The sequence below is a fragment of the Micromonospora sp. L5 genome, from assembly GCF_000177655.2.
Taxonomy (GTDB): Bacteria; Actinomycetota; Actinomycetes; order Mycobacteriales; family Micromonosporaceae; genus Micromonospora; species Micromonospora aurantiaca.
In genome coordinates, this window is sequence record NC_014815.1 from 6,317,139 (window position 1) to 6,342,332 (window position 25,194).

The window sequence follows — 25,194 nt, forward strand, 5'->3', positions numbered from 1 at the left end:
CAGCGGTTGTCGGGGCGCCTACTCCAGGTGGAACGTGGCCGCGGCCCGGTCCGCGCCCGTACCCGCCGTTTCGAGCTGGAGCAGTCCGTCCCGGTGGCGGACGTACCGGCCGGGGTAGTTCTGCGATTCCAGGGAGAGCCCTTCGGTCGTGGCCAGGCCCGGTCGGCGCTGGAAGCTCGCGTCGCCGTCGAACAGGGCCGAGCCGTCGTCGCGTTCGACGGAGAGAGCGAAGGCCCGGTGCCGCAGGTAGTAACCGGGGAAGTTCGTCGACTCCAGCGACACCGATCCGGCGCCTGCGAGACCGGGGACGAGGCGGAACTGCGAGTCGGCGAGGTTGGTGACGTTCGGTTCGACCCGGGCCCGGTAGTCGTAGTGCCGGACGTAGGCGGCCGGGAGATCGTGCGAGCGCAACCGGACCGGTGTGGCGCCGTCGGGTACGGGGATGCCGAGGTTCGGCGTGCCGTCGGCGTTCCAGTACAGCTTCTGGATCCGGGTCCGCCGGTTCGGGTCGTTGAGCGGATCACCGCTGATGTCCCGGTAGTTGCGGTCGTGGTAGACGAGGATGTCGCTCTGCCCGTCCTCGGAGACGGTGAAGGAGTTGTGGCCGGGGCCGTACTGGCCGGTGGCGGCGTTGCTCGCGAACACCGGGGTCGGGCTCTTGCTCCAGGAGGCGGGGTCGAGCAGGTTCGCGCCGGCCGACGCGGTGAGCATGCCGAGGCAGTAGTTCGCGTCGGTGGCGCTGGCCGAGTACGTGAGGAAGACCCGGCCGTTGCGCTGGATCACAGCCGGTCCTTCGGCGACGCGGTAACCGCGGGTCTCCCAGTCGTACGCCGGCACGACCAGCCGGGCCACCGGGCCGGTGATCTGCCACGGTTCGGCGCCCGTCCGGGCGAGGTAGACGTTGGAGTTGGTGGCGATGCCCGGTTCCTGCTGGGCCCAGGTCAGGTACCGCACCCCGTTCACCACGAACGTCGAGGCGTCCAGGCTGAAGGTGTCCCACGGGGTGGTGATCCGGCCGCGTTCGGTCCACGAGCCGGTCAGCGGGTTCGCGCTCGCGTTCTTTAGCACGTACATCCGGATCCGCCACACGTCGTCGGTCCGCCCGGCGGCGAAGTAGACGTACCACCTGCCGTTCATGAAGTGGATCTCCGGGGCCCAGATGTGGGCGCCCATCTCGCCGCTCGTGTGCCGGCGCCAGATCGTCGTCTCCGTGGCGGTGGCCAGCCCTTGCAGCGTGGTGGCCCGCCGGAGCACGATCCGGTCGTACTGCGGCACCGTCGCGGTCATGTAGTAGTAGCCGTCGGTGTGCCTGACGATGTGCGGGTCGGCGCGTTGGTCGACCAGCGGGTTGGCGTAGTTCACAGCGGGCGCCGCCTGCGCGGGGCCGGGCGCGGTGAGACCGGCGGACGCGGTGAGCATCGCGAGCGCCGCGGCCAGGATCGGCCGCAGACGACGGCGGGCCGGGTCGGCGGTGCGGGCCGGGTCGGCGGCCGTGCGGCGGGCCGGGTGGCGAAGGTGACGAGGCGACATGCGCGCCCTCCCTGGTGGCCGGTTCAGTACGCGTAGGGCCAGGCAGCGGCGTCGTAGCCGATGCGGTTGACGCCGAGCAGCGACGCGCCGTTCTCGGCGTAGTAGTGGTAGAAGAGGACGTCGCCGTCGGTGTCGGCGAGGACCGCCTGGTGGCCGGGGCCGTGCACGCTGCCGTGCGAGGCCAGGATCTGCGTGCCGCCCCCGGCGAGCATGTCCCGGCCCGCGCGGTCGACGAACGGCCCGGTGGGGCTCGCCGAGCGACCGACCATGATCCGGTACGTGCTGGCGGCGCCCTGGCAGCATCTGTCGAACGAGACGTACAGGTAGTACCAGGCGCCGCGCTTGACCAGGACGGGCGCCTCGATGCCGGGGCCGTAGTTGGCGAGCGCGTACATGGCGGTGCCGAGCCGGCGTCCGGTGGCCGGGTCGATCGGGATCATCTTGATGCCGGACCAGAACGAGCCGAAGGTGAGCCACCAGCGGCCCTGGTCGTCGACGGTGAGGTTCGGGTCGATGGCGTTGAAGTCGTCGGTGGTCCGCGACTCGACGACGAGCCCCTCGTGGGTCCAGCTCCCGGAGTTCCCGGTGGTGCTGGTCGCCAGGAAGATCGCCGAGCGGTTGGAACCGAACGTCGACGCCGAGTAGTACAGGTGGTAGCGCCCGTTGCGGTACGACAGGTCCGGCGCCCACAGGTTGCGCGCTCCCCCGGTGTAGGTGGTGGTCCACGGCGCGCCGCCGGGGAAGACGGCGCCCGCGTTGCGGAAGGCGATCCGGTCGGCGGAGGTCTTCAGCGCGATGCCGTCACCGGTGTGCGCGACGAGGTAGGTGCCGTCGGGTCGCTTGACCACAGTCGGGTCGTGGACGCCGATGTCCCCGGTCACCCGGCCGGGCTGCGGGTAGGCGGGCGCCGGGGTGGTCGGTGCCGGGGTGGTGGGCGCGGGTGTGGTGGGTGTGCCGCCGCCCAGCCGGATCAGTTGCCACTGCTGGTTGGCGCCGTCGAGATCGGCGTAGCCGGCCAGCCGGCCACCGTCGGCCGTCGACCACTGCCACACGTCGACGACCTTGCCCCACTGCCGGTTCACGAACCGCACGAACCCGCCCGCGGAGTCCTGCAACCGGAACTGCTGGGTGGCCGACGAGCGGTCGGTGCTCTGCACGAGCTGCGTGCCGTCGCCGCCGTTCGGCAACTCCAGCACCTTTCCGCTGTGCCGGGATCGCACCTTGTAGAACCCGCCGCCGGCGTCCACGAACTGCCACTGCTGCACCGCGAGGTCGTTGCGCGTCCACTGGTTCACCGGCGCGTTCTCCGCGGTCGACCAGTCGTACAGGTCCATCGCCTTGCCGCTGTGCCGGTTCACGACGACGTACGACGCGGACGTGTCGACTGTCGCCGCCGACGCCGGCGGCATCCCTGCCACCACCCCCGCGGCGAGGACGGCCGCCGCCGAGACCACGACCGCGGCCGTACGCGTCGTCCGAGCGGTCCCTGTCACCGAAACCTCCTGCGCTCGGCCGCCTCCGGCTCCCGGAAGCACGATCGGGGGCGAAGGATGATGGCGGCGGCGTTACGTCCGGGTTACCGGTCATGTTGTCGATAACATCGATATCTGTCAAGGTCTCGCTGATTTCCGCTCCCGCCCGACGTCACATCACGGCGCACTCGTCTCACGGCGCGGGCGGTTAGTTAGCGCTAACAGAGCTGCTGACAGGGCTCCGGCCGCACGCCGGAGCCGCGTCGCCGGCTTAGCGCGGGTCGGCCGGACCCGGGTCGTTCGCGTCCACGATGGAGACCGGAGTGCCCAGCTCCACCGTGCGGGACACGGTGCAGAGCCGGTCGTGCGACTGCCGCAGCGAACGCGGCAGCACCTCTCGTGCCCGGTCACCGTCCGCGCCGTCCGGGAACGTCACCGCGAACGTGACGGTGAGGTTCTCCATCCGGTTCCCGGCCTCCGGGTCACGGATCTTGTCGCCGCTCACCGTGACGGCGAACCGGGTCGGTTCGGCGCGCCGGCTGGTCACGTGGTCGACGTCCACGGCGGTGCAGCCGCCGAGGGCCGCCAGCAGCAGTTCCACGGGCGTGAAGGTCGCGTCCTCCCCCGTACCCATCGACAGCTCGCCACCGCGGGCGTTGCGCGCGACGTATCTGCCCACGCTGGTGCGCTCGATCTCCACCGACCGGAAGGTGTCGTCACTCATGCGACGAACCTACCGAAAAGCGTTCCGCGAACGTGCGGTACACCGGTGTGCCCGGCAACCCGTCACGAACGGCGAACACCACGAGGTCGAACCGGTCGACCACCCGGAGCGCGTCGGCGAACGCGCCGGCCACCGTCGCCGGGTCGTTCCGGAACACCCCGCACCCCCACGCGCCCAGCACCACTGTCCGATGCCCGTGCGCGGCCGCCACCTCCAGCACCCGCCGGGCGCGCCGGCCCAGCGCCGCCGGCACGTCCGCGGCGTGCTCCGGCTGATTGCGCACCATCGCGCCCAGGTTGGGCGCCGCCGCGGTCAGGAAGGACGTCGTGTACGGCTGGTCGAGCAGGTCGCCCTTGTCGTCCCGGAACACCGGCACGCCCGGCGAGTAGACGACCCGGTCGCTGTACCGCAGATCCCGCTGCGCCCGGTGGAAGGCGTAGAAGTCGGGCGCCGCGAGCAGACACGGGTACAGCGCGGACGCGCGGGCGATGCTCTCCTCCTGCGCCTTCGCGCCGCCCAGGAACCCGCCGCCCGGGTTCTTCGCCGACGCGAACACCAGACACGCCGCGCCGGGCCCGAGCCGGCGGGCCGCCTGCAACGTCGACTCGTGCGTCACCTCAAGGTCGCCGGTGCCGGGCTTCGCGCCGTCGACGTGGAGGACCTCGTCCGGCAGGTGCTCACGGGTGCCGGCGACGGCGGCGCGTACCGCCGCTTCGATCGCGATGTCCTCGCCGGCATTGTTGCGATAGCGTCCGGCTTCGGTGATCGCGACCGTCTGCCGGGCGATCTCGCGGAGACGGCCACTCATCCGGCATACCCGCCGATGTCGTGCATGATCGGCAATCTAGGCAGTCCCTGCCGCGTCGGGCAACCGATTAGTGGCCGCCGCCGGTCGGCTCGCCGGGTCAAGTGCAGCCGGTCCCGACCGCGGACCGAGGGCTACCGCCCCGCCGGCTCCCCCAGCAGCCGGTCCAGGGCCCGGTCGGCCACCGCCGCGATCGTGAGCGCCGGATTCGGTCCCACCGGCCCGGGCATCGCCGAGCCGTCGAGCACGTAGAGCCCGGGATGACCGAACACCTGGCCGTGCCCGTCGCACACCCCGTCCCCCCGGTGGCGGCCCATCGGCGCGCCCCCGAGCGGATGGACGGTGACCACCCGGCGCAGCCACCACGCGGGGTTGTCGGTGTAGCGGCCACCCAGGACGTCGGCCACCGCTCGCATCGTGGACCGGACCGCCGCGAAATAGCCGGCGCTGGTCCGGGTCGTCCAGTCCACGTCGAGGTGGTCGCCGCGCAGCCGGAACACGCCGTCCGGCACGTCCCGTCCCATACCGAGGATCGGCAGCGAGCCGGCGGAGAGCCGGCCGTCGCCGAGCAGCCGGGCCAGTCCCCCGCCCAGACCGCTGCGGGGCGAGCCGGTGAGCCGGGCCGACAGCCAGTCCACAGCGAACCGCAGCCGGCGGGCCGGGGCGCCGGACAGCCGGGACGACTCCGCCAGCCAGTCCACGAACCCGGGATAGCCGCCGTCCTGAAGATAGAAGCCGCGGCCCGGAGAGCCGTCCCCGTCGTGCGCGTCCCCCACCCGGATGGCCGTGGTGATGACGGGCCCGCGGCTGGCCGAGAAGCGGGTGGCGTCGCCGCGACGTGGCGGCCGGATCAGCCCGAGCAGATCACCGTTGCCGCTGAACCGGGTGCCGAGTGCCGGGCCGACGGCGGGCAGCCGGTGCCGGTTCCGCAGCAGCAGGTACGTGGTGCCGTACGTGCCCGCGGCGAGCACCAGACGGTCACAGGTGATCGTCCTGCCCGGCCGGGCGCGGCCGTCGCTCCGCCGGTCCTCGTCGGCCGGGTCGTGGACGAGATACCGGACCTCGTACCCGCCGCCGCGCCGGGGGCGGATCGACCGGACCTCGGCGCGGGTCCGCAGCTCCGCGCCGTGCCACCGGGCCGCCGACAGGTAGGTGTGGTCGAGGGTGTTCTTGGCGCCGTCGTTGCAGCCGATGTCGCACTCTCCGCACAACCGGCAGGTGCGGCGCGGCGCGGCGTGCAGGTTGCCGTACGCCGGCTCGGCGATCAGCGCGGCCGGGACCGGCTCCGCGCCCGGCCCCGGAGCGAAGCTGACCGCGAGCGGCGGGTACTGGTACGCCAGTCCCAGCCGTTCGGCTGCCGTCCTCATCGCCGCCGCCTTGGGCACCGAGCGGTACGGCGGACGGTCGGCCGGGAACCGGCTGGCGCCCAGCATCCGCTCGACCCGGTCGTAGTGCGGGTCCAGGTCGGCCCGGGTCACCGGCCAGTTCTCATGGCCGGCGCCGGGCACCGGATCCTCGGTGACGAACCAGTGCTCGTCCTTGCGCAGCAGGACGTTCGCGTAGATCAGGGAGCCGCCGCCGAGGCCGCTGGCCACCACCGACTCCAGTCCCCGGAAGGTCCACACGTCGAACAGGCCGTACAGCCCTTCGCTCGGATCCCAGAACGCCCGGCCCATCTCCTGCGGCGTACGCGGGAAGCTGCCCGGCGGGTACGGCCGCCCGCGCTCCAGCACCACGGTGCGGCGGCCCGCCTCCGCCAGCCGGTACGCGGCGACCGAGCCGCCGAATCCGGAGCCGACGACCACCGCGTCGACGTGCTCGTGGGTTTCCATGTTCCGGTCTCCTCTCGGAGCGCGTGGGTCAGGGCGCGTGGGTCAGGGGCGCATGGTCAGGGAGGCCGTCTCCTGGAGTCCGCGGAGCACGTAGGGCACCGCCTCGGCCTGGAAGTCGATGTCCGGCGCCAGTTCGCGCACCGAGCCCTCGAGCACCAGCAGGGCGAGGATCGGGAAGACGAACTGCGGGTCGGCGTACAGGCCGCGGGAGCGCTGGATGGCGAAGAGCGAGGCCGCGAAGGACACCAGGTCGAAGTCCGCGGCCGCGACCGAGCTGTTGCGGGCCACCAGCGCCACCACGTCCTCCCGGAAGCCGTCCCGGTCGTACCCGCCGCCGGGCGCCCGGGCCGTCGACAGCAGGACCTCGGCGCAGCGTCGCCCGTCGTTGCGGCCGAGGTGGTAGAAGAACTCGGCGAAGGTACGGCGCGCGAAGTCGGTCAGACAGCGGACGAAGCCCGCGTCGACGATCACCGCCGTCCCGTCCGCCATCAGGTAGAGGTTTCCCGGATGCAGGTCACAGTGGACGAAGCCGTCCCGGAAGAGCATCTGGTAGGCGGCCCGCAGCCCGTTGAGCACCGCCGTCCGGCGAGCGCCGGTCGGCTGGGCGTCGCGTACCAGCCCGTCCATCCACTCCGTCACCAGAACCGTGCGGCTGGACAGCTCGGGCACGACGGCCGGCACCCGGACATCGGGCAGGGTGTGCAGGTTCTCCCGCAACCGGGTCAGCGACCGGGCCTCGCGGACGAAGTCGAGTTGCTCGTACACGGCCGCCGAGACCTGGTCGACGATCTCCGCCAGCGGAACCCGGCGCAGCGCCGGCAGCCGGCCCACCGCGCGGGCGACGGCGCCGACCAGAGCCAGGTCGAGCCTCATGGTCCGGTCGATTCCCGGCCGCCGCACCTTGACGGCCACCTCGCGGCCGTCCCTGAGCCGTGCGCGGAAGACGCAGGCGATGCTGCCCGCCGCCGTGAGGGTCAGCCCGGACGCCTCCCCGACGACGGAGCCGGTCAACCTCGGCGGCACGGTCCGGACGACCGCAGCGATGTCGGACGGCGGTGACACCCGGTCGTGCAGCCGGGACAGGCTCCGGCAGAGCCGGGGAGGCAGCACGTCGGACCGGGTGCTCAGCACCTGTCCCAGCTTGACGTAGGCCGGGCCGAGCCCTTCGACGGCATCGGTGAGCGTGGCCGCCACCCGCTCCCGCGGGGCGACCCGGCCGGCGCCGCCCGGACCGGTCCGGCGCAACGCGTCAACCAGCAAACGGGCGCCGAGCCGGCCGGTCCAGCCGGCCAGCAGGACGGCGACCGTTCCCGCCCGGACCACGAGTGACAATCGTACGAACATTGATTCCCGCACCGATTTCTCCCGACCTCGACGACGGGGGAACAATAGTTCGCAACGACCCCCGACCGGGTTTCTCGAATGCAGGAGAGCAAGACTTCGCAGTTCTCCGGCATTCGCAGTTACGCGTTCTTGCTGCGCTGCGCCGGACGGTTGACGCCGCGCTGCCGCGCTGCCAACCCTGGAGGGGCACCACCGCAGGCGGGGCCATGGCATGTGGAGCAGCGGCCAGCGGAGCCGGCCGCCACCGGGCGGCTTCATGGTTCTTCGCCTGCGGCCCGAATCCTGAACCGGCAATGAGGTCGCGAATGGTTCGCACTCGGTCTGCAGCCGGTGCCCGTATTCGCCATCCGAGGCGGAACCCCCGATGACTGCTCCGCATCGGGATCCGCCGCACGCATAACACAGGCACCGCAATCACCAGAGATGAAAGGGTGATCACGAAAATGACGCTCCAATCCATCGGCCTGTCCACCGGGGGCCGGGACCGCGCGCCGCAGTGGGAGCATTACCTCAAGGGTGACCCGGCGCTGCTGAACAGCGAGTTCGGCGACATCCTGGACCGGGACGCCGTCCGGCTCGACATCCGCACCGACGACCAGGTGGCGTACGAGGCGCTGCACCACCCGGACCCGATGGTTCGCGAGCAGTCGCTGTACCAGGCGATGGACCGCCGGCTGACCGGGACGATCGACCTGATCGCCGAGAGCATCGCCAGCGACGAGAACCGCGAGGTGCGGTGGAACGCGCTGTGGGCGCTGGAGAAGATCGGCGGCCCGCGGGCCCTGCAGGTCATCGAGCGGCACATCGACGACGACGACGCGGACGTCGGCGAGTGGGCGCGGTTGTTCAGCTCCGAGCTGCGCACCGGCGTGCCGGCCTTCGACAACCGGTCGTTCACCTGGGACGGCGACCGGACCTTCGACGAGACGATCCTGCTCAACATCCACTGCGACGTCTACGTCGCCCTGGACGAGACGGGCCGCAACTGGGGCAAGATCTCCCTGTCCCCGCAGGGACTCGCCCGAAGCTACGGGCAGGCGCACGCGTGCCCGAACGTGGACACCCGCAACCAGAAGCTGATCATCAGCAAGACGCTCTCCGGCCTGCACGACGACGGCTCGCCGCACACCGAGAACTTCGTGTTCCGGGGTCTGACGAACCACGCCAACGCCGGTCGGGGCAGCTTCTACTTCGAGTCCCGCGGTCTGCGCCCGGTCTTCCTGTCCGGCCGCGCGGACGACGACAGCCTGGGCCACCGCAACGAGATGGTCGCGGCCAAGCGCAGCGGTGAGTGGACCCTCGACCCGCAGATCCAGATCAAGGGCGAGTCGGCCATCCGCTACGTCCGGGGCCGCGTGCACACCTGGGGGTACGTCAACTTCGACACCATGGCGGGCAGCTCGCTGGAGGAGGTTCTGTTCCCGGGCAACAGCATCCTCGGCACCCTGGACACCCCCACGGGGCCGCTCGCCAACGCGTTCATCGTGGGCACGTTCAAGGGCAAGCTGGTCGACTGGGACGGCGACGGCAAGATCAACGTCAACTCCCTCGACATCTACTCCACGCTCGACGGGGACGTCGACTCCGACCAGGACGGCGTAGCCGACATCCCGGGCGTGCAGTTCTGCCCGCGCACCAACTGGATGAACTGAGCTGATTGGTCTCCGGGGCGGACGGCGAATGCCGGCCGCCCCGGAGCCGTATCTGTGGATTCTTTGGCGGGCCGATGACGACAATCAGTGTCTTTGCCACAGTCAGGTCTTTCCGCCGTCGACATCACGCCATTGGTGAGGACATTAGCAAGATTGCGACTATACGCACAGCGTGACGAGCTGTTGACTGAACGCTCAGCGGCGCAGCCGGCAGAACGTCAGTTCGAGTGCCTGGAGGCGTACGAATCTCGGGCCTTTGTGCCCGGATGAGGACTGGTCGGCGGCAAGGAGAGACGCCCGCCCGGACTCCGTCGGACCACCGTCCGATGCTCAAGTAAATCCTAGGGGAGGCCATACGATGACCACCGCCGATCAAGCATGGCGACAGGGGGGGAACTGTATGGATTGCGCCCAATTCATGACGTGCAGCACCCTGGGCGTCTGCCTCGGCAATCCTACCGACGCGGCCCGGCTGGATTCCGTCACCCGAGCCGTCGAATACATGACTGAATATCTTTCGGAACCTCAGCGGCTGTCCGACATCGCCCAGGCCGCATTGCTCAGCCCGTTCCACTTCCACCGGGTCTTCCGACACGTCACCTCCACCACGCCCGCGCGGTTCCTGACCGCGCTACGGATGGCTCAGGCCCGGAACCTCCTTGTCAATTCGAACCTGTCGGTGACCGAGGTCTGCATGGCCGTCGGCTACTCCAGTCTCGGCACCTTCATCAGCCAGTTCACCCGGCTGACCGGGATGTCGCCGCGTCGGTTCCGGTCCGCGATGTCCGTCTTCGGCCAGGTACGACTGAGCGAGCTGACCGATCCGGCCGCCGACCGCCACTGCGCCCCGGGCCCGGTCGGCGCCGTAACCGGAGGACCGAGCGGCGGCGGGTGCGCGGTGCTGGCGCTGTACCGGTCGGAAGAGCCCGACGACGTCCCGCTGACCTACGGCGTGCTGGAGACCAACCGTCTCAGCCGCATCCGGCCGCTGGCCGACGGGGCGTACCACGCCGTGGCGCTCGGGTTCGACAAGACCTCGACGCTGTCCGACGTGCTCGGCGACAACGGCCGGCAGGTGGAGTTCGTCGGCACGGGCGGCGCACCCATCGTGGTCCGCGGCGGGCGCACCTTCCGGACCTTCCAGGTCGCGCTGCGGCGACCTCGCCCCATCGATCCTCCGCTGCAGCTCACCTCGTCGGTGCTCGCCCTCGCCCAGCGCAGGCGGCCGCAGCTGCTGGCTACCGGCAGCTGACGACGCAGGACGGCGCGTCCCCGACGAGGGGGTGCCGACACCGCGGCGCCCGACCCGTTCACCGGGTCGGGCGCCGCGACTGTGTCAGGCGGTGAAGGCCGCCAGGGCCGCCCGCAGGTCGACCGGCGGATCGACGGGAACCGGCCCGGCCGGGGTGGGGCGCAGACAGGCCACCGTCTGCCGGCCCCGGGCCACCTCCCGCCCCGCCCGGAGGAACTCGAAGTGCATGCTCAGCCGGTGGCCCTCCCGGCCGTCGGCGCTCATCCGCACCTCGATCTCCTCCAGGCCGAAGCACTCCTCGTAGTAGTCCATCGCGCACGACACTGTCACCAGCGTCAGCTCACCTCGACGGAGCTGGTCCAGGACGGCCGGTGCGTGGTCGGCGAGGAAGCGCTCCCGGCAGTGCCCCTGCCAGTGCAGGAAGTGGGCGAAGTAGACGTTGCCCACCATGTTGGTCTCGTCCAGGGTGACCACGTGCCGGTAGACGTACCAGCCGGTCATGACGCCACCGGCCGGGTCGCCACCGCCACGGCCACCCGCGTCGCCCCGTCGGCCCAGGCCGGCACTGTCACCACGGTGAGGTCCCGGCCGGTCGAGACGAGCAGGCCGTCCGGCTCCGGCTCCCCGTGCGCCAGCACCTGCTCCGGGTCGGCGCCGAGCTTGACCAGCGCCTCGCGGGCGGCCCACAGCCGGGTGGCGGCCACCGCCGGGTCGTCACCGGTCCGCCGGCCGAGCTCCTCGGCGCTCGCGCGCGCGCCGTCGTCCAGCAACCCGGCCGGCGGCCGGTCGGTCACCGGTTCCCAGTCCACCCCGACCGGACGATCGGCCAGCGCGACGAGCACCTGCCCGTCGGCGTAGCTCGCCGAGGCGTACCGGCCCGGCACGTGGAGCGCGCCGGACGGCTGGTGGTCCACGTCCGCCTCGGGCACGGCGAGATGCCGGGCCAGCAGCCGGCGGGCGCCGTCCGCCTCACGCCGGCCGGGCCCCACCACGAGTTCGACCGCGTCGACCGCGCCGGCCTCGATCAGCCGGCGGGTCAGCCACGGGCCCACCAGCTCCGCGCCGAGCCGGCCGCCGGACCTGGCCACCGCGAACTCCCGGTTGTCGCCGACCGCCCGCAGCCGTAGACCCCGCCAACGGGCCACCGGTACGCCGCCGTGCGCGACGTCCACGTCGAAGACGTACTCGTCGGCACTGTGCCGCACCTCCCGGGCCTCGACGGTGAGCCGCCCCCGCAGCGGCCGCCAGACGACCACCTCCGCCGCGCCCACCGGCAGCACCCGGCGGTGCGGCGCGCAGGCGAGCAGCGCGTGGATCGCCGCGTCGTGCCCTCCCGGGCTGCCCAGCAGCAGCTCCTGCCCGAGGAAGGAGGCGAACCAGCGGTCCCGGTCGTCGGCGTCGACGGTGGCGCGCACCGCGAACGCCGAGACCGGTCCGGCGTGCGTCAGGCGGCGCATCCGTCCCTCGTGGAAGAGCACCGGGCCGTACCACGGATGTGGGGTGGTGGCCTCCCGCCCGCTGTCCACGGGTGACTCCGGCCGGTGCGCGGCATCGTCCGCCGTGGCGGCGGCCGGCGGTGCCGGCGGGTCGGTGACCGTCCCGGCGAACCGGTCCGTGGCGAAGCCGTCGGTGTCCGCGCGGATCGCCACCGCCACGTCCCCGCCGGTCTCCGCGGCCAGTGCCGCCACCCGGATCCGCCTCGTCCGGCGCTCGGGGACGTCGATCGGCGCGGCGAAGCTCGCGTCGCGGACCGCCCAGCCGGCCCGGCTTCCGGTGGTCAACGCCGCCACCTGCGCCATCGCCTCCAGTCCGAGCACGGCGGGCAGCAGCGGCGCGTCGCCGACCCGGTGCTCCCGCAGGTACGGGTCCGCCCCGACGGACAACTCCGCCTCGGTCACCGTGGCGACCTGCCCGACCCGGCCGATCACCGACTCGGCGAAGCGCAGCCGGCCCGGCTCGGGGGTGCCGGGCGCGGGCGCCGGGCTCAGGGTGCCGGACTCGGGGAAGGCAGCAGTGCAGAGCACTGTCACCGGAGCGGTCGGATCGGTGAGGATCCGCCACAGCGCCGCGACGCCGTCGTCGGGTGCGATCCCGGCCACCCCCCGGCGGCGCAGCGAGTCGAGCACGTCGAGCCGCACCCCCATGCCGATCCCGGACCAGACCGACCACTCGACGAGGTGCACCCGGGTCTCCGGGTGATCGCCGGCCCACCGTTCCACGTCGTGCCGCAGCCACTCGTTACCGATGCAGTAGGCGGCCTGCCCGGCGAGCCCCTGCCGGCCGATGATGGAACCGAACGCGAGCACCAGCCGCAGGTCCGGTCCGACCGCGTCGAGCACCGACCGGAGTCCGGTCACCTTCCCGCCCAGGTGCTCGCGGAGGTCCCCGGCAGTGACGTCGGTCAGCTGGGCCGGCCGGTTGATCCCCGCCCCGTGCACCACCGCCCGGACCGGACCCAGCCGGCCGGCGCCGAGCACCTCCCGTACCGCGTCGGGATCGGTCAGGTCGACCCGCTCGTAGCGCAACCGGTCGTCGCCGAGGACCGTGCGTAGCCGGCGCAGCGCCTCCCCGGTCTCGGCGTCCTCGGCGGGACGCCGGCCGAGGACCACCAGCCGGCATCCGGTCCGCTCGGCGACGGCCGCCGCGGCGAAGGCGGTGATTCCGGTGGCGCCACCGGTGACGACGCAGACGTCGCCGGGCCCCAGCGGCACCTCCCGGGTCTCCTCGGCGGGCCGGTGCACGGAGGTCACCAGCCGCTGGACGCCGCCGGGCCCGGCCCGCAGTTCCGCGTACCCGGCCGGCACCGCCAGCCCGGCCAGCAGGCCCACGTCCCCGTCCGCGGACACGTCGAGCACCGTCACGGCGCAGCCGGAGATCTCCGCCGCCACCGACCGGCCCACGGCGGCGGCGGCCGGGTGGTCGTCGTGCACGATCGCCAGCCGGGCCGGCCGCTGCCCGGCGATGCGGGCCAGCAGCGCGGCCACCTGCTCCGGGCCGTCGTCCGGGCCGAGCGCGACGGCGAGACCGTGCGACGTCGCCGTCCCGTCGGGTACGGCGGGGAAGACCGTGTGCAGGGGATGTCCGGCCGGCGCCTCGACCCGCCACCGCACGGAGCCGGCGGCCGGCGGCCCGGACAGCGGTCCCCGCAGCGGAACCCAGTCGTGCCGGAACAGCCGCACCCACGGCGCGAGGCCCTGCGCCGGCGCCTCGTCGTCGCCGGCGGCGGGCAGTTGCGCGAGCACCTCGGCCGCCTCGGCGACTGTCGCGTCGGCCAGTGACAGGGGCGCGGCCGGGGGTTGCCGGCCCAGGGCCGCGGCGACCGCGGCGACGGTGCGGGCCACCTGCAGCGAGTTCAGGTGCAGATCGCCGAGCAGCCGGCTGGCCGGGGTGATGCCCGCCACCGGCAGTTCCAGCTCGGCGGCGAGGTGGGCGCGCAACCGGCCGAGCGGGTCGTCGGGACGGGGAGCGGACCCGGCCGGGTCTACCGACCCGGCCGGGTCCGCCTCGGGCGGGGTCGGCGCCGGTCGAGCGGAGGCGGTCCTCACCACCGCTGCTGCGACACTCGACGGCTGCTCGACCCGGCCCGGAGGGGAGTCGCGCTCCGCGTCGGCGGACGCGGAGCGCGACTCCGGCAGCCCGGCGCGAGAGATGCCGGCTCCGCACGGGCTGCTGAGGAACGTCATGGCCGCCCCGGGCCGGAGCGGACGGTAGGGCCGCCCGTCGTACCAGGCGGCGAGGTCGCCCGCGCCGGCGACCACGACCGCGGCGGTGGCGAGGGCGAGCGAGCGCGGCGGACCGCCGCAGTCCAGGCTGACCGCCGGTACCGGCAGGAACCGGGTGACCAGCCGCGACAGCACGGTCCCCGGGCCCGCCTCGACCAGCAGGTCGCACCGCTGGCCGAGGTCGCGGGCGGCGGCGGCGAAGCGCACCGGGGCGGTGAGCTGACGGGTGAGCAGTGCCGCCAGGTCGTCGACCGTCCGCACGTCCGCACCCGTCACGGTGGACGTCACGGACCGCGCCGGCGGGGCGAACTCGACAGTGTTCAGCTCGGCGGCCCACGCCGGCAGCGCGGGCTCCATCGCGGGGCTGTGGAAGGCGTGCGACACCGGCAACCGGATCGCCTCGACCTCGCTGTCGCGCAGCGCCGCCGCCAGCCGGGTGAGGTTCTCGTCGGCCCCGGCGAGCACCGTACGGTCGGGGGCGTTGACCGCCGCGACCACGAGTCCGTGCTCGTCCGCCAGCCGGATCGCCCGCGTCTCGTCGACGGAGAGGCTCACCATCCCGGTGCCCGGCACACCACTGTGCTCCATCACCCGTCCGCGGGCGGCAGCCAGCGCGACGAGCCGGCCCGGGTCCAGCGCACCGGCCCAGGCGAGGGCGGTCAGCTCGCCGAGGCTGTGCCCGACGGCGCCGACCGGGGCGCAGCCGAGCCGATCCAGCCAGGCGAGCCCGAGCAGCGACTGCCACACGACAGCCGGCTGTGCGGCCTCGGTGCCGGTGGCGCCGGTGGCCGCCGGCCCCTCGGGCAGGTCGCCGAGCAGCCGGGCCAGCGGGCCGGCGTCGTACCGCACCGGTGCTCCCTGGCCGGGCAGGAGCAGGCCCACCCGGGCGGGCGGTCCGCCACCCAACGCCACCCCCGCCGCCTCGTCCACCACGACGCGCCCGTCCCAGGTGGCGAGCAGGCCCGTCGCCGCGCGGGCCGCCGCCGACAGCTCGTCGGCGTCCCCGGCGACCAGGGCACAGCGGATCCCGGCCGTGCCGCCGGCACCGGCGGCGAGCGTCGCCGCCACGTCGCCGACCTCGGCGTCGCTGAGCGTCGCGCCCCAGCTGCCCAGCAGGTCGAGCCGTTCGGCCAGCTCCGCCGTGGTGGCCGCCTCGATCAGCAGGATCTCCGGTCGTACCGGACGGCGGGACCAGGACCGCACCGAGGGCGGGAGGCGACGGCGACCCACGGCGGCGGGATCGGCGTTCTCCACCACCACGTGGCTGTTGATCCCGCCGAAGCCCATCGCGGACACCCCGGCGGCCGGCCGCCCGCCCGGCCACGGTTCCGGCTCGTCGAGCACCCGCAGGGTGGCGTCCGGCGCACGCAGCAGAGGGTGCGGCGTCTCGCAGCCGGTGGTCGGCGGAAGGACCCGGTGGTACGCGGCCAGGACCGTCTTGATCAGTGCGGCCGCTCCGGCGGCCGCCTTCGTGTGCCCGAGGTTCGCCTTCACCGAGCCGAGCGCCGCCGCCCCGGGCGCGTGCCGCCGGATCCCGGCCAGCGTCTCCAGCTCGACCCGGTCGCCGACGGCGGTTCCGGTGCCGTGCCCCTCGATCAGGGCGATCTGCTCCGGCGCCAGTCCGGCCATCCGGTACGCGCGCCGCAGCGCCAGCGCCTGTCCCCCGGCGTCCGGGCGGGTCAGGCCCCCGGACCCGTCGGAGGACGTCGCCCATCCGGTCAGCCGCGCGTAGACGCGCAGGCCGCGCCGTTCCGCCTCGTCGGCGCGCATCAGGGCGACGATCCCGCACCCCTCCCCGGGCAGGAACCCGGTGGGCCGCTCGTCGTACACCCGCATCTCGCCGTCGGCGAGCGCGCCGAGGCGGGCGAAGCCGATCATCTCCAGCGGGTCCAGAGACAGGTCGACGCCTCCGGCGAGGGCGAAGTTCAGCTCGCCGGAGAGCAGCGCGTTGGCGGCTGTGACGACGGCCAGCAGACTCGACGCGCAGGCGCCGTCCACCGTGTAGCCGGTGCCGTGGAAGTCGAAGTGGTTGCAGATCCGGCCGGCGATGGTGTTGCTCAGGGCCCCGGCCAGCGATTCGTCGCCCGGCTCGGGGAACGCCGCCGCGATGCCGCGCCGGGCCTGGTCGAGCACCTGCGCGGCGACGGCGGAGTCCACTCCGGTCTGCCGCAGCGCCGCCTCGACCGAGCGGCGTACGAACGGCCAGTGCAGCCGTACCAGGCCGGCCCGGGTGAACTCGCCGGTGAGCGAGTTGCCGAGGATCACGCCGACCCGGTCGGCGTCCAGGCCGGCGCCCGAGGGGAAGCCGGCGTCGGACAGGGCGGCCGCCGCCGTCTCCAGTGCCAGCCAGTGCGTGTGGTCGGCCGCCCGCCAGCTCGACCCGGACACGCGGAAGGCTTCACGGTCGAAGTGCCAGTCGCGCAGCAGCCCGGCCCGGCGGACGTACGTGGACTCCGGCGCGTGCGGCGCGCCGAGCCGGTGCTCGGGGTCCAGGCGCGTGGCCGGGATGGCCCGGAACGCGCGGCGGCGGGCCAGCACCGACCGCCACAGCTGTGCCGGGTCGTCGGCATCCGGGTAGCGGCAGGCCAGGCCGACGACCGCGATCTGCCGTTCGCCCGGCCTCATGCCGCCTCCCGCAGCCGGACCCGCCGGGCCCGGGCCGGCCGGCGACGGCCGATCAGGAGCAGACCCGCGCGCAGGGCGCAGGTGATGACCAGGGCGAGGAACAGCCCGTACGACACGTGCGCGAGCACCAGCAGTCCGTAGACCGCCGCGGTGCACAGCCCGAACGCCCACTGGTTGGCGCGGGCACGGGGGGTCGTCCCCGGGTCGGTGATCATGTAGTTGGTGAAGAGGATGAAGGCCAGGCCGGTCATCGGCAGCAGCGCGGCGACGAAGTCGTGGTCGAAGAGGAGGGCACGCAGCAGCGCCTGCGCGACGAACCCGGTCAGCCAGCCGAGGATGAGCGGCATCTTCCCGGTGAGCTTGCCGTTGAGCAGCGTGCCGGCCATCAGGACACCGAGCGGCAGCAGCCAGTCCAGCGCACCGGAGACCCCGGCGGTGAACTGGTAGGGCGGCGCGATGCTGACCCACGGGAAGAGCACGAGGGTCAGCGCGATGCCCGCGTTGGACGGGTTGAGCACGTGCCGGGCACGGCCGTCGATCCGGATCCGCAGGACGTGGCGGGAGCCCACAGCGGCCGCGACGGCGAACAGGTACGGCCAGGGTGAGGAGTTGCCGTACAACAGCATGGCGCAGGCCAGCGCGCCGATGTGCGTGGGCAGGAGATGGTCCACCAGCCGCCGGAAGCCACCTGCGAAGGCGGGCGCGCGGCCCTCGGCCCGGGCGGCGAGCGTCTCCAGTGTCAGGTCGAGGGCGTAGCCCAGCAGGAGGGTCAGCACCGGCGTCACCGGGGCCTGCTCGAACCCGAGGAAGAGGTGACCGAGCACCGTGAGGATCGTGATGGACAGGGCGAAGCGGCGCAGGGCCGTCAGGCGGAGGTCTCTCGCGGCAGCGGACGTCACAGCGGTCACCGTTTCCGTCGGTGGATGGTCGGGTTGGAGGGCCGCCGCGCCGGCCGGCGCGCTGAGGGGAACAGCAACCGGCCGGCGCGACGGGGCTCAGATGGTGACGGACGTGCCGTCGAACCGGGTCAGGGTCAACGAGTGGTCCTCGTTGAACCAGGACTTCTGGCGCCGCAGGATCTCGATGGCCAGCGCCTCACCGAGCCGGCTGGACGCCGAGTAGTCACTGCGGTAGTGGACGCCGGCGATGTTGCGGCCGACGGCGATGTTCGCGGCGAGCTTGTTCAACTCGCCGCCGACGGTGAGCTGCCCGGCGTCCGCGCCCTCGTACGGCACCAGCGCGGTGCCGGTCGCGTCCGCCTGGACCGGGTCGGCCAGCGGGGCCGTCTCGTCGAACCACGCCTTCAGCACAGTCGCGGTGGCGGCCGCCACTGTGGCGTGACCGGCCGTGTACGAGGGGTGGGTCGGTGCCCCCTCCGGGTACGCCTGCGGGAGCAGGTGGCTCTGGTTGCGGTCGAAGACGCGCTGCACCGCCTCGGACTCCAGCAGTTCCCGGTCGAGGAAGTCGTACCGGTGCAGACCGGTCAGGTGGGCGTGGACCCGCCCGCCGACCGCCTCCGGCCGCAGCCTGCGGTGCACGTACCACTTCTGCCACCAGGCGGTTCGTAGCGCGCGGGCGGCGACCGAGGTGATCAGGTCGAACAGGTGCGGCATGCCGAAGGTCGCGAAGCCGTCCTGGTTCGAGGACCAGTGGTACGGCAGGTTCGCGTCCAGCGGCGCCCGCTCCCGCAGCAGGATCAGCCCGGCGTTCAGGAAGGGCTGGAACGGGCTGGCATCCGCGTCGAAGTGGACGTAGTGGCTCAGGTCGCGGGGCGTACGCAGGTACCGGGTCTCGGTCCGGTTCCGGTCGCCGGGGGCCAGTCCCCGGGACAACCCCCGCTGCACCGCGAGCCAGGTGGGGAACGTGGTGACGTAGTCCCGCCCCGGCTGCACGGTGTCCTGCCGCTGGGAGTAGTGATGGGTGCCGAACTGCACGTCGCGCAGGAGGAACTGCGAGATGTACGGCCCGATCCGGTCCTGCGGGGTGTCACCGCGGAAGAGCGTGCGGGTGGTCACCACCCCGCCTTCCTTCGGGCCGCGGAAGTCCGACATCCGGGACAGGTCGGCGGCGGCCGACGCGACCAGCGGATCGGTGTCGAACTGGTCGAACGGCACGTCCCGGGTCAGCGCCATCCAGTAGAGCTCGGCCATGTCGCCGGAGTTCTCCGGGCTGTCGAGCCGGGGCGCCGGCGGCGCGGTGAAGGAGGTGGCGTCGATGCCGTCGGCGTTCGCCGCCAGCCCGCCCTGGGGATTGGTCAGCTTGCGGGCACCGGCCGGGTCCAGCGGGATCGACTCGAAGTCCGCCGGGTCGGCGCTGTTGACCGCCCGCAGCAGCCGCCGGTACGCCTCCGGGTCCACCTCGCCCGTGTCGTCGTGCGGCAGCCCCTTGCTGTAGCAGGCGACGTATCCCGGGTAGATGTTCTCCTCTCCGTTGTTGACGTGCTCGGTCGGATCCGGGCCGGCGATGCGGCCGCCGGTCACCGGCGGCTGCCGTCGCGAACTTCCTGACGAGGTACTCACTGCACACACCTTTCTGCTGCGGCTTCGGACGAACAGCCGCCGGCGGACACGTCAGTCCGCGACCGGGGTGCCGGTCGCCGGGGCGCCATCGAGCGGGATCCGCACGCCGTTGGCGTTGACCCGGAAGCGCGGGGCGGCGGCCGACATGTGCCAGTGCAGCCACTTCCAGCCCTCGGCCGTGCGGATGGCCACGGCCGAGGCGCGCAGCGGCTGGTGCTCGAAGGTGCCGTCGGTACGGGCGATGACGACGTCGCCGTCCTCGCGGGTCAGACCGATGGTGGAACTGGCCAGCACCTGGCTCACCGAGACCGACTTGTTCTGCGTCTCGCCGTCGGCCGGGAACAGCGTGTCGAGGTACTCACGCATGGCGGCCTTCTCGGTGATGGTCACCGCGTGTCCCTCGGCGGAGGTGAGTTCGTAGGTGGTGAATTCCTCGGCCAGGCTGTCGACGATGGCGTCCGCGTTCTTCTCCGCGAAGGCGGTCTGGAGGTCGTTGAGAAGCTGCCGGACCTCGATCTCGGCCTGCGGGTCGGGCCGGAAGACACCGGCTCCGCCACCCGCGGCGTCGGCGAAGACACCGCCGAGGAAGTCGCCGAGCTGGCGGCCGAAGTTCTGTACCTCTGTCATTTCTGCGCCATTCCTCTCTGGATGTTCTCGGGACGGATACCGCCCGCCCGTGAACAGTGGGAAACAATCGGTCCGGTGCGACCGTTCTCGTGCGGCGATCGGTACGTCTGTTGTAGATCGCGCGGGTGGTGGGGAACTTCTTCCGCCTTGCGGTGCGCCGGGACCGGCGCCCGGCGGGCCGGCCGGTCAGTCCCCGGCGGACGGGCCGGGACGGTGCCGGTCCCGGACGGCCTGCACCTCGGCCCGCAACTGCACGATCTGCCCGCGCAGGTCGGCGATGACCAGCTGGGCGCTCTCCCGGACGCCGGCCACCTCGTCCCGCGTCTCCTGGCGGACCCGGGCGAGCTCGGACCGGTGTTCCTGGAGCAGGCGCTGACGGTCGTCACGGGCCTCGTCGAGGGTGCGCTGCCAGCGCTCCAGCAGCTCGTTGCGCTCCATGATGATCGCGGCCTGGGCCTGTTCGTGGGCCGTGGACAGGGCCTGCTCGACGACGAGGGCCTCGTCCCGTGCCGCCTCGGCGAGACGTGCCTCCTCGCGGCTGCGTTCGACCCGGGCGATGTGCCGGGTGCCCAGGTAGGTCAGGATCGCGGTGCAGACGGCGGCGATCGGTGTCCCCACGGACTGCCAGTCCACCGGTCACCTCCCTCGCGCCACGCTCGACAGGCCCGTGGCCTCCGCGCGGGCGACGATCCGCAGGCAGTTCATCGCCAGCCAGGCGAGGGCCAGCTCGGTGAGCCAGACGGAGGACCGCCAGTCGGCGAGCATCGACTCGACCGCGGCGAACACCCACCAGGCGGCCGCCGCGGCCACGATCCGCCGCTGATGCCGGCGTAGTCGGCCGAACAGATTCATGACCTGCGCGGCGAGCAGGAGGGTGGCGAGGCCCGGGGCGAGCACACGGAACACCTCCCGCAGTCGCTGTGGCATCGCCCCGAGTTCTGCGATCACCAGCCCGGGTTCGGCCCAGAGCACGGCGGCCTGCACGGCGACGGCGACGGCCAGCACCAGGCCACCGGGCAGCCGGCGGAGGTGGTCACCACCCCGGGCGGTCCGTGGTTCGCGCTCCGGTGCGAAGCGGCGGCGGTCTCGGACGTGTGAGGTGGACATCGGTGCCTACCACGATCCGTGGTCATCGGAACTCGACCGCCCGGACGGGCACGGCAGGGTTGCATACATGGTGGATCCCTCTCTCTGGCTGCGTTGTCACGCGTACGGCCGGATCTCCCACCTCCCGACGGACTCCGCCTCCCGGACCCCGACCACCTCTCGCGCGCTCAGGTCGACCGACGCCTGGCCGAGTCGTACCGGCCGGTCGGTCGCCGACCAGAAGAAGAACGTGTAGAGGCGGTGGCCCCGGCGCGGGTGGCCCGCGCCGATCGCCGCCCGGGAGATCCTCGGCACCACGACCCATCGGCTCGCCTCGGCGAGCGGGCCGAGCCGGCCGGCCGCACGGAGCAGGTCGAGCGCCTCGGCCCGCTCGGACCGGGTCAGTGGCGGGCGGGCCCGGGCCCGCCCGGTGACCGCCGTGAGGCGGCCGGACGGCAGGTCGAGGAAGAACTCCAGCAGCAGGTCCGAGTCGTAGTCGTAGAGCCGGATCCGGGCCGTGCCGGCGTGCCGCCGGGACGTCCGGAACCACGAACGGGCCGGCGCCGGCACCACCTCCACGTCGAGCAGGTGGTGCCGGACGCCGGCCAGTCTGGTCCGGGCCGCCGGGTGGGCGTACAGCAGACGCACCAGGCGGGTCTTGAGCCGGTCGGCGGCGGCGAGCAGGTCCTGTTGGTCCCGCTCACTCGTCCGTACGCCCGCGAGCAGATGCCGGGCGCAACGGCCGAGACGTGCCGAACCGGTCATGGGCTTCCTCCGTCATCGGGGGGTGGGTTCCTCCTTTCTATGCGTCGGCGTGCCGGGGCGACTTCTCGCGGATTGCCCTACCTGATCAAGGGCGGGACGCCGCCGCGAGCACCGCCACGACCAGGTCGGTGTCGTTGCCGGCGGGCACCGGGCGCAGGTCGAGCAACAGGTGTCCGTCCCGCAGCTCGCCCACCACGGCCGGGTCTCCCACGCGCAACCGGCCGGCGAGCCGCTGGTCGACCGCCACCGCGAAGCTGTGCAGCCGGGTGCTGGCGCCGCTGAGCACCGTGACGTGGGACTCGACCAACTCGGCGGGGACTCCCCCGGCCCGCAGGGCGCCGACGAGCGACTCGCCCCGGGCCCGCAGGTCGTCGGGGGCGGCCCGGACGGCGGCGAGCGTCGGTGTGCCGCCGTGGGCGACCGTCGCACGGAGCGCGGCCAGTGCCAGTTTGTCCGCCTGCATCGCCCGGGCGAGCGGATGTCGCCGCACCTGTTCGATCACCGCCCGGTCGCCGAGCAGCAGCCCGGTCTGCGGACCGCCCAGCAACTTGTCGCCGCCGGCGGTGACCAGCGTGGCGCCCTGCCGCAGGGCGGTCTCCGCGTCCGGCTCACCGGGCAGCGCGGGCTCGGGACGCAGGAGGCCGGAGCTGATGTCCGCGATCACCGGGACGTGCAGGCCGGCCAGGGCCGCCACGTCCGGCCGGTCCGCCGGGGCGTCCGTGGCGGAGCGGCCCGGCACCAGGGTGAGCACGCACCCGGTGCCGGACCACACCGCCTGCCGGTAGTCCTCCAGCACCGCACCGTCCGCCGTACCGACCGGGCAGAGCCGGGCACCGGTCGAGGTGAGCAGTTCGGGCAGGCGGAAGCCGTCCCGGATCTCGTACAGCTCCCGCCGGCTGATCACCAGTTCCCGGCCGGGCGCGAGCACCGTCGCGGCGAGCACCAGCGCGGCCGGGTTGCTGTTGACCACGTAGGCCGCCGCGGCCGTCGGCACCGCGGCGAGCAGGGCGGCGACCGTCTCCCGGCCGCGCCGCCCCCGCTGCCCGTTGTGCAGGTCGTACTCCAGGTCGGTGCAGCCGGAGGCCACCGCCACCGCGCGCCGGGCCGAACCGGAGAGGACGGCCCGGCCGAGGCCGGGGTGCACCAGGACGCTCGTCGCGTTGATGACGTGGCGGGGCGTGTCCCCCGCGGCCGGCGGCCCGCACGGCAGCGGGTCCTGGTTCCGTTCGCCGGGTGGGCGGGCGGCGGCGGTCCGCGGCGGGTCGAGGAGGGCCGGTGTCGCGACGGGCCGGCTCGTCCGGGCCCTCATCGCGTTGTCACCCGGCCGTCGTCGTGCATCACCAGTTCGTGCCGGCCCGGCGCCAGCCGCACCTCCGCCGTCCGCACCCCGCCGGCCGTACGCCAGGACAGCGTGAACGGGGCTTCCCGGTCGACGGCGAAGAAGAGTTCCGTGCTGGAGGCGCCGGCGTGACCGTTGCTGGGGTAGAGCTGAGCGCGAAGGGCCGGCCGGCCCTCGCCGGGCCGGACGACCACCGAGGCGCCGAGCGCGGGAGTGGGCTGCCGTCCGTCCGCGCCGGCGCGCAGCAGGACCAGCGTGGCCCGGCCGACCGACCGGGACCGGTTCATCAGCAGCCGGCTGTCCTGCCACTGGTTCGCCACCAGCGCGTCCGGGCGGCCGTCCGCGTCCACGTCTCCGACGGCGATGCCACGGCTGACGTCGAGGTGACCGAGACCGCTCCGGGCGGCCACGTCGACGTACCGTCCGTCGGGCCCCCGCGTCCAGAGCACGTTCGCCTGGTGGCCCGACACGTCGTCACCCGGGCGGAAGTGTGGCCAGGCCCACGGGTGCTGGAGCACCTGGTCGTTGGCCATCGCGAGTTCCTGGAGTTCGGGCCAGCGCCACCGGTCCCCGGCCATGAAGCCGGTCGCCTGGAACAACTCGTCGGTGCCGTCGCCGTCGAAGTCGACGGCCTTGACGTCCCAGCCCCAGCCGCTGCGGGACAGGCCCAGGGGTTCACTGCGGTCCCGGTACGGCAGCCGGCCGTCGAGCAGGTCGGAGCCCTTACCGGTCGGGGTGAAGGCGAAGTTGCTCTCCTGCAGCCCCCAGGGTGTCGTGATGTTGCTGACCACGATGGTCGGCAGGTCGGCGCCGTCCGGGTAGGTGTAGGCCACGCCCATGCCCTTGAACGAGTCCCGGCCCAGCACCTTCGACTTCGGCGTCGACGCGGTCCGCTCGCCCCGGACCGGGCGCAGGTCGAGCCGCCCCGGCCGGGAGTGGTTCACCAGGAGGTGGTCCGGGCCGAAGTCGTTGGCGAGGTATACCTCGGGCCGCAGGTCCCCGGTCAGGTCCTGCATCCCGATGGCGAGCGTCCAGGAACGAGCGACCCGGTCGGGCACTCCGGTGGACGCGTCGAGCCAGGCCGGCGCCGTGTCGGGGGCACCGGGGCGGGAGAGGAAGGCCCGGTTCGTGCCGCCGTTGCCGGCGTCCGCCATGCCCGCCTGCATCCGCATCCGCCCGTCCCCGGCGGCCTCCGGATCGAGCACCCGGGCACCGTCCGGGAAGTAGTTGCCGACCAGGATGTCGGCCGCGCCGTCACCGTCCAGGTCGCCCACCGCGAGCGCGGTGGTGTTCCACACCTGCGGCGGCTGGACCAGTTCCACCGGGCGCCATCCCTCGGCGACCCGCAGGAACTGCACCGGGGAACGGCCCCAGTAGTAGACGACGAGATCGCTGTCGCCGTCCGCGTCGAGGTCCGCCGGGACGCAGCCCATCGGCGCGACGCGGTCGATCGGGCCCGGCGGCGCGACGAGCGACGCCGGCGGATAGCGCTCCCCGGTGCCTGGTGCCGGGAAGACCCGCACCGAGTCGTCCCGCGGATCGACGAGGCACACGTCGTCCTGGCGCCGGTTGCCGTCGGCGTCGAGGAGCGCGACCGCGGCGCCCACCGCGGAGATCCAGGACCGGATGCCCGACAGCTCGGGCGCGACGTCACGAACGTTCCTGGCCCCGGCAGGGGCGGTGTTCAGCGGGCGTACGTCGAAAGCGAAGCGGGCGGCCAGCACGGCGGCCTCGCGAGGGCTCGGCGACGGCCGGACGGTGAGCACGCCGAGGACGGCGACCAGCACGATCACCAGTGCTCCGGGCAGCATGCGACGCGGTGACAAGGACATGGGGTTTCTCCCTGCTCGTGGCGGCGGGCGCCGCCGGCGGGTGCGGATCGGGACCGGTGGAGCCGAGG

At 73.2% G+C, this 25,194-nt stretch carries 18 protein-coding genes; 2 read left to right on the forward strand and 16 right to left on the reverse strand.

The annotated features are described in order from the left end of the window. Positions 1 to 18: 18 nt before the first annotated feature. The 6 genes from ML5_RS29030 to ML5_RS29055 form a co-directional block, all read right to left on the reverse strand. A complete protein-coding gene (locus tag ML5_RS29030; RefSeq protein WP_013477241.1) occupies positions 19 to 1,530 on the reverse strand; it encodes a family 43 glycosylhydrolase in 1,512 nt (503 codons plus the stop codon). Positions 1,531 to 1,553: 23 nt separating this feature from the next. Further along, positions 1,554 to 3,023, reverse strand: coding sequence for a family 43 glycosylhydrolase (locus tag ML5_RS29035; RefSeq protein WP_013477242.1), 1,470 nt, complete (start codon positions 3,021 to 3,023; stop codon positions 1,554 to 1,556). Between the two features lie 250 nt (positions 3,024 to 3,273). Beyond that, the gene (locus ML5_RS29040) at positions 3,274 to 3,726 is read right to left on the reverse strand and encodes an OsmC family protein (RefSeq protein WP_013285689.1); all 453 of its coding nucleotides are present in this window, start codon (positions 3,724 to 3,726) and stop codon (positions 3,274 to 3,276) included. Further along, on the reverse strand, positions 3,719 to 4,534 hold the full coding sequence (locus ML5_RS29045; protein ID WP_013285688.1) for a TIGR02452 family protein: 816 nt from the start codon (positions 4,532 to 4,534) through the stop codon (positions 3,719 to 3,721). Before ML5_RS29045 ends, ML5_RS29040 begins: the two co-directional genes overlap by 8 nt. 131 nt (positions 4,535 to 4,665) lie before the next feature. Beyond that, positions 4,666 to 6,363: a GMC oxidoreductase gene (locus tag ML5_RS29050; RefSeq protein WP_013477243.1), complete on the reverse strand. Its 1,698-nt coding sequence runs from the start codon at positions 6,361 to 6,363 to the stop codon at positions 4,666 to 4,668. 42 nt (positions 6,364 to 6,405) lie between these two features. Further along, complete coding sequence (locus ML5_RS29055; protein WP_236619318.1) at positions 6,406 to 7,686, reverse strand: AarF/ABC1/UbiB kinase family protein; 1,281 nt, start codon at positions 7,684 to 7,686, stop codon at positions 6,406 to 6,408. Between the two features lie 464 nt (positions 7,687 to 8,150). On the opposite strand from ML5_RS29055, the gene ML5_RS29060 reads away from it, so the two are divergent. Both ML5_RS29060 and ML5_RS29065 read left to right on the forward strand, forming a co-directional pair. Then, on the forward strand, positions 8,151 to 9,359 hold the full coding sequence (locus tag ML5_RS29060) for a HEAT repeat domain-containing protein (protein ID WP_013285685.1): 1,209 nt from the start codon (positions 8,151 to 8,153) through the stop codon (positions 9,357 to 9,359). Positions 9,360 to 9,717: 358 nt separating this feature from the next. Then, the gene (locus tag ML5_RS29065; protein WP_013285684.1) at positions 9,718 to 10,611 is read left to right on the forward strand and encodes an AraC family transcriptional regulator; all 894 of its coding nucleotides are present in this window, start codon (positions 9,718 to 9,720) and stop codon (positions 10,609 to 10,611) included. Between the two features lie 84 nt (positions 10,612 to 10,695). On the opposite strand, the gene ML5_RS29070 is transcribed toward ML5_RS29065, so the two are convergent. The 10 genes from ML5_RS29070 to ML5_RS29115 form a co-directional block, all read right to left on the reverse strand. After that, complete coding sequence (locus tag ML5_RS29070; protein WP_013477245.1) at positions 10,696 to 11,112, reverse strand: thioesterase family protein; 417 nt, start codon at positions 11,110 to 11,112, stop codon at positions 10,696 to 10,698. Next, on the reverse strand, positions 11,109 to 16,958 hold the full coding sequence (locus ML5_RS29075) for a type I polyketide synthase (protein ID WP_013477246.1): 5,850 nt from the start codon (positions 16,956 to 16,958) through the stop codon (positions 11,109 to 11,111). Before ML5_RS29075 ends, ML5_RS29070 begins: the two co-directional genes overlap by 4 nt. Next, positions 16,955 to 17,857, reverse strand: a complete 903-nt coding sequence (locus ML5_RS29080) for a hypothetical protein (RefSeq protein ID WP_013285681.1) — start codon at positions 17,855 to 17,857, stop codon at positions 16,955 to 16,957. Before ML5_RS29080 ends, ML5_RS29075 begins: the two co-directional genes overlap by 4 nt. Before the next feature lie 96 nt (positions 17,858 to 17,953). Further along, positions 17,954 to 19,438: a phosphatase PAP2 family protein gene (locus ML5_RS29085; protein ID WP_236619319.1), complete on the reverse strand. Its 1,485-nt coding sequence runs from the start codon at positions 19,436 to 19,438 to the stop codon at positions 17,954 to 17,956. A gap of 90 nt (positions 19,439 to 19,528) precedes the next feature. Further along, the gene (locus tag ML5_RS29090; RefSeq protein ID WP_013285679.1) at positions 19,529 to 20,104 is read right to left on the reverse strand and encodes a nuclear transport factor 2 family protein; all 576 of its coding nucleotides are present in this window, start codon (positions 20,102 to 20,104) and stop codon (positions 19,529 to 19,531) included. Positions 20,105 to 20,290: 186 nt separating this feature from the next. Then, positions 20,291 to 20,737, reverse strand: coding sequence for a hypothetical protein (locus tag ML5_RS29095; protein WP_013285678.1), 447 nt, complete (start codon positions 20,735 to 20,737; stop codon positions 20,291 to 20,293). A 3-nt stretch (positions 20,738 to 20,740) separates the two neighbouring features. Continuing rightward, the gene (locus tag ML5_RS29100; RefSeq protein ID WP_013477247.1) at positions 20,741 to 21,211 is read right to left on the reverse strand and encodes a hypothetical protein; all 471 of its coding nucleotides are present in this window, start codon (positions 21,209 to 21,211) and stop codon (positions 20,741 to 20,743) included. Between the two features lie 96 nt (positions 21,212 to 21,307). Beyond that, on the reverse strand, positions 21,308 to 21,955 hold the full coding sequence (locus tag ML5_RS29105) for a hypothetical protein (protein WP_013285676.1): 648 nt from the start codon (positions 21,953 to 21,955) through the stop codon (positions 21,308 to 21,310). A gap of 85 nt (positions 21,956 to 22,040) precedes the next feature. After that, entirely contained in the window at positions 22,041 to 23,264 is a 1,224-nt protein-coding gene (locus ML5_RS29110; RefSeq protein WP_013285675.1) for an L-seryl-tRNA selenium transferase, read from the reverse strand. Further along, on the reverse strand, positions 23,261 to 25,126 hold the full coding sequence (locus tag ML5_RS29115; RefSeq protein ID WP_013477248.1) for a VCBS repeat-containing protein: 1,866 nt from the start codon (positions 25,124 to 25,126) through the stop codon (positions 23,261 to 23,263). Before ML5_RS29115 ends, ML5_RS29110 begins: the two co-directional genes overlap by 4 nt. Positions 25,127 to 25,194 lie beyond the last annotated feature (68 nt).

Bases quoted from the DNA above. Each gene is read 5' to 3' on its own strand.
- ML5_RS29030 (WP_013477241.1), bottom strand. From the start codon at position 1,530: ATGTCGCCTCGTCACCTTCGCCACCCGGCCCGCCGCACGGCCGCCGAC.
- ML5_RS29040 (WP_013285689.1), bottom strand. From the start codon at position 3,726: ATGAGTGACGACACCTTCCGGTCGGTGGAGATCGAGCGCACCAGCGTG.
- ML5_RS29045 (WP_013285688.1), bottom strand. From the start codon at position 4,534: ATGAGTGGCCGTCTCCGCGAGATCGCCCGGCAGACGGTCGCGATCACC.
- ML5_RS29050 (WP_013477243.1), bottom strand. From the start codon at position 6,363: ATGGAAACCCACGAGCACGTCGACGCGGTGGTCGTCGGCTCCGGATTC.
- ML5_RS29060 (WP_013285685.1), top strand. From the start codon at position 8,151: ATGACGCTCCAATCCATCGGCCTGTCCACCGGGGGCCGGGACCGCGCG.
- ML5_RS29065 (WP_013285684.1), top strand. From the start codon at position 9,718: ATGACCACCGCCGATCAAGCATGGCGACAGGGGGGGAACTGTATGGAT.
- ML5_RS29070 (WP_013477245.1), bottom strand. From the start codon at position 11,112: ATGACCGGCTGGTACGTCTACCGGCACGTGGTCACCCTGGACGAGACC.
- ML5_RS29075 (WP_013477246.1), bottom strand. From the start codon at position 16,958: ATGAGGCCGGGCGAACGGCAGATCGCGGTCGTCGGCCTGGCCTGCCGC.
- ML5_RS29090 (WP_013285679.1), bottom strand. From the start codon at position 20,104: ATGACAGAGGTACAGAACTTCGGCCGCCAGCTCGGCGACTTCCTCGGC.
- ML5_RS29100 (WP_013477247.1), bottom strand. From the start codon at position 21,211: ATGTCCACCTCACACGTCCGAGACCGCCGCCGCTTCGCACCGGAGCGC.
- ML5_RS29105 (WP_013285676.1), bottom strand. From the start codon at position 21,955: ATGACCGGTTCGGCACGTCTCGGCCGTTGCGCCCGGCATCTGCTCGCG.
- ML5_RS29110 (WP_013285675.1), bottom strand. From the start codon at position 23,264: ATGAGGGCCCGGACGAGCCGGCCCGTCGCGACACCGGCCCTCCTCGAC.
- ML5_RS29115 (WP_013477248.1), bottom strand. From the start codon at position 25,126: ATGTCCTTGTCACCGCGTCGCATGCTGCCCGGAGCACTGGTGATCGTG.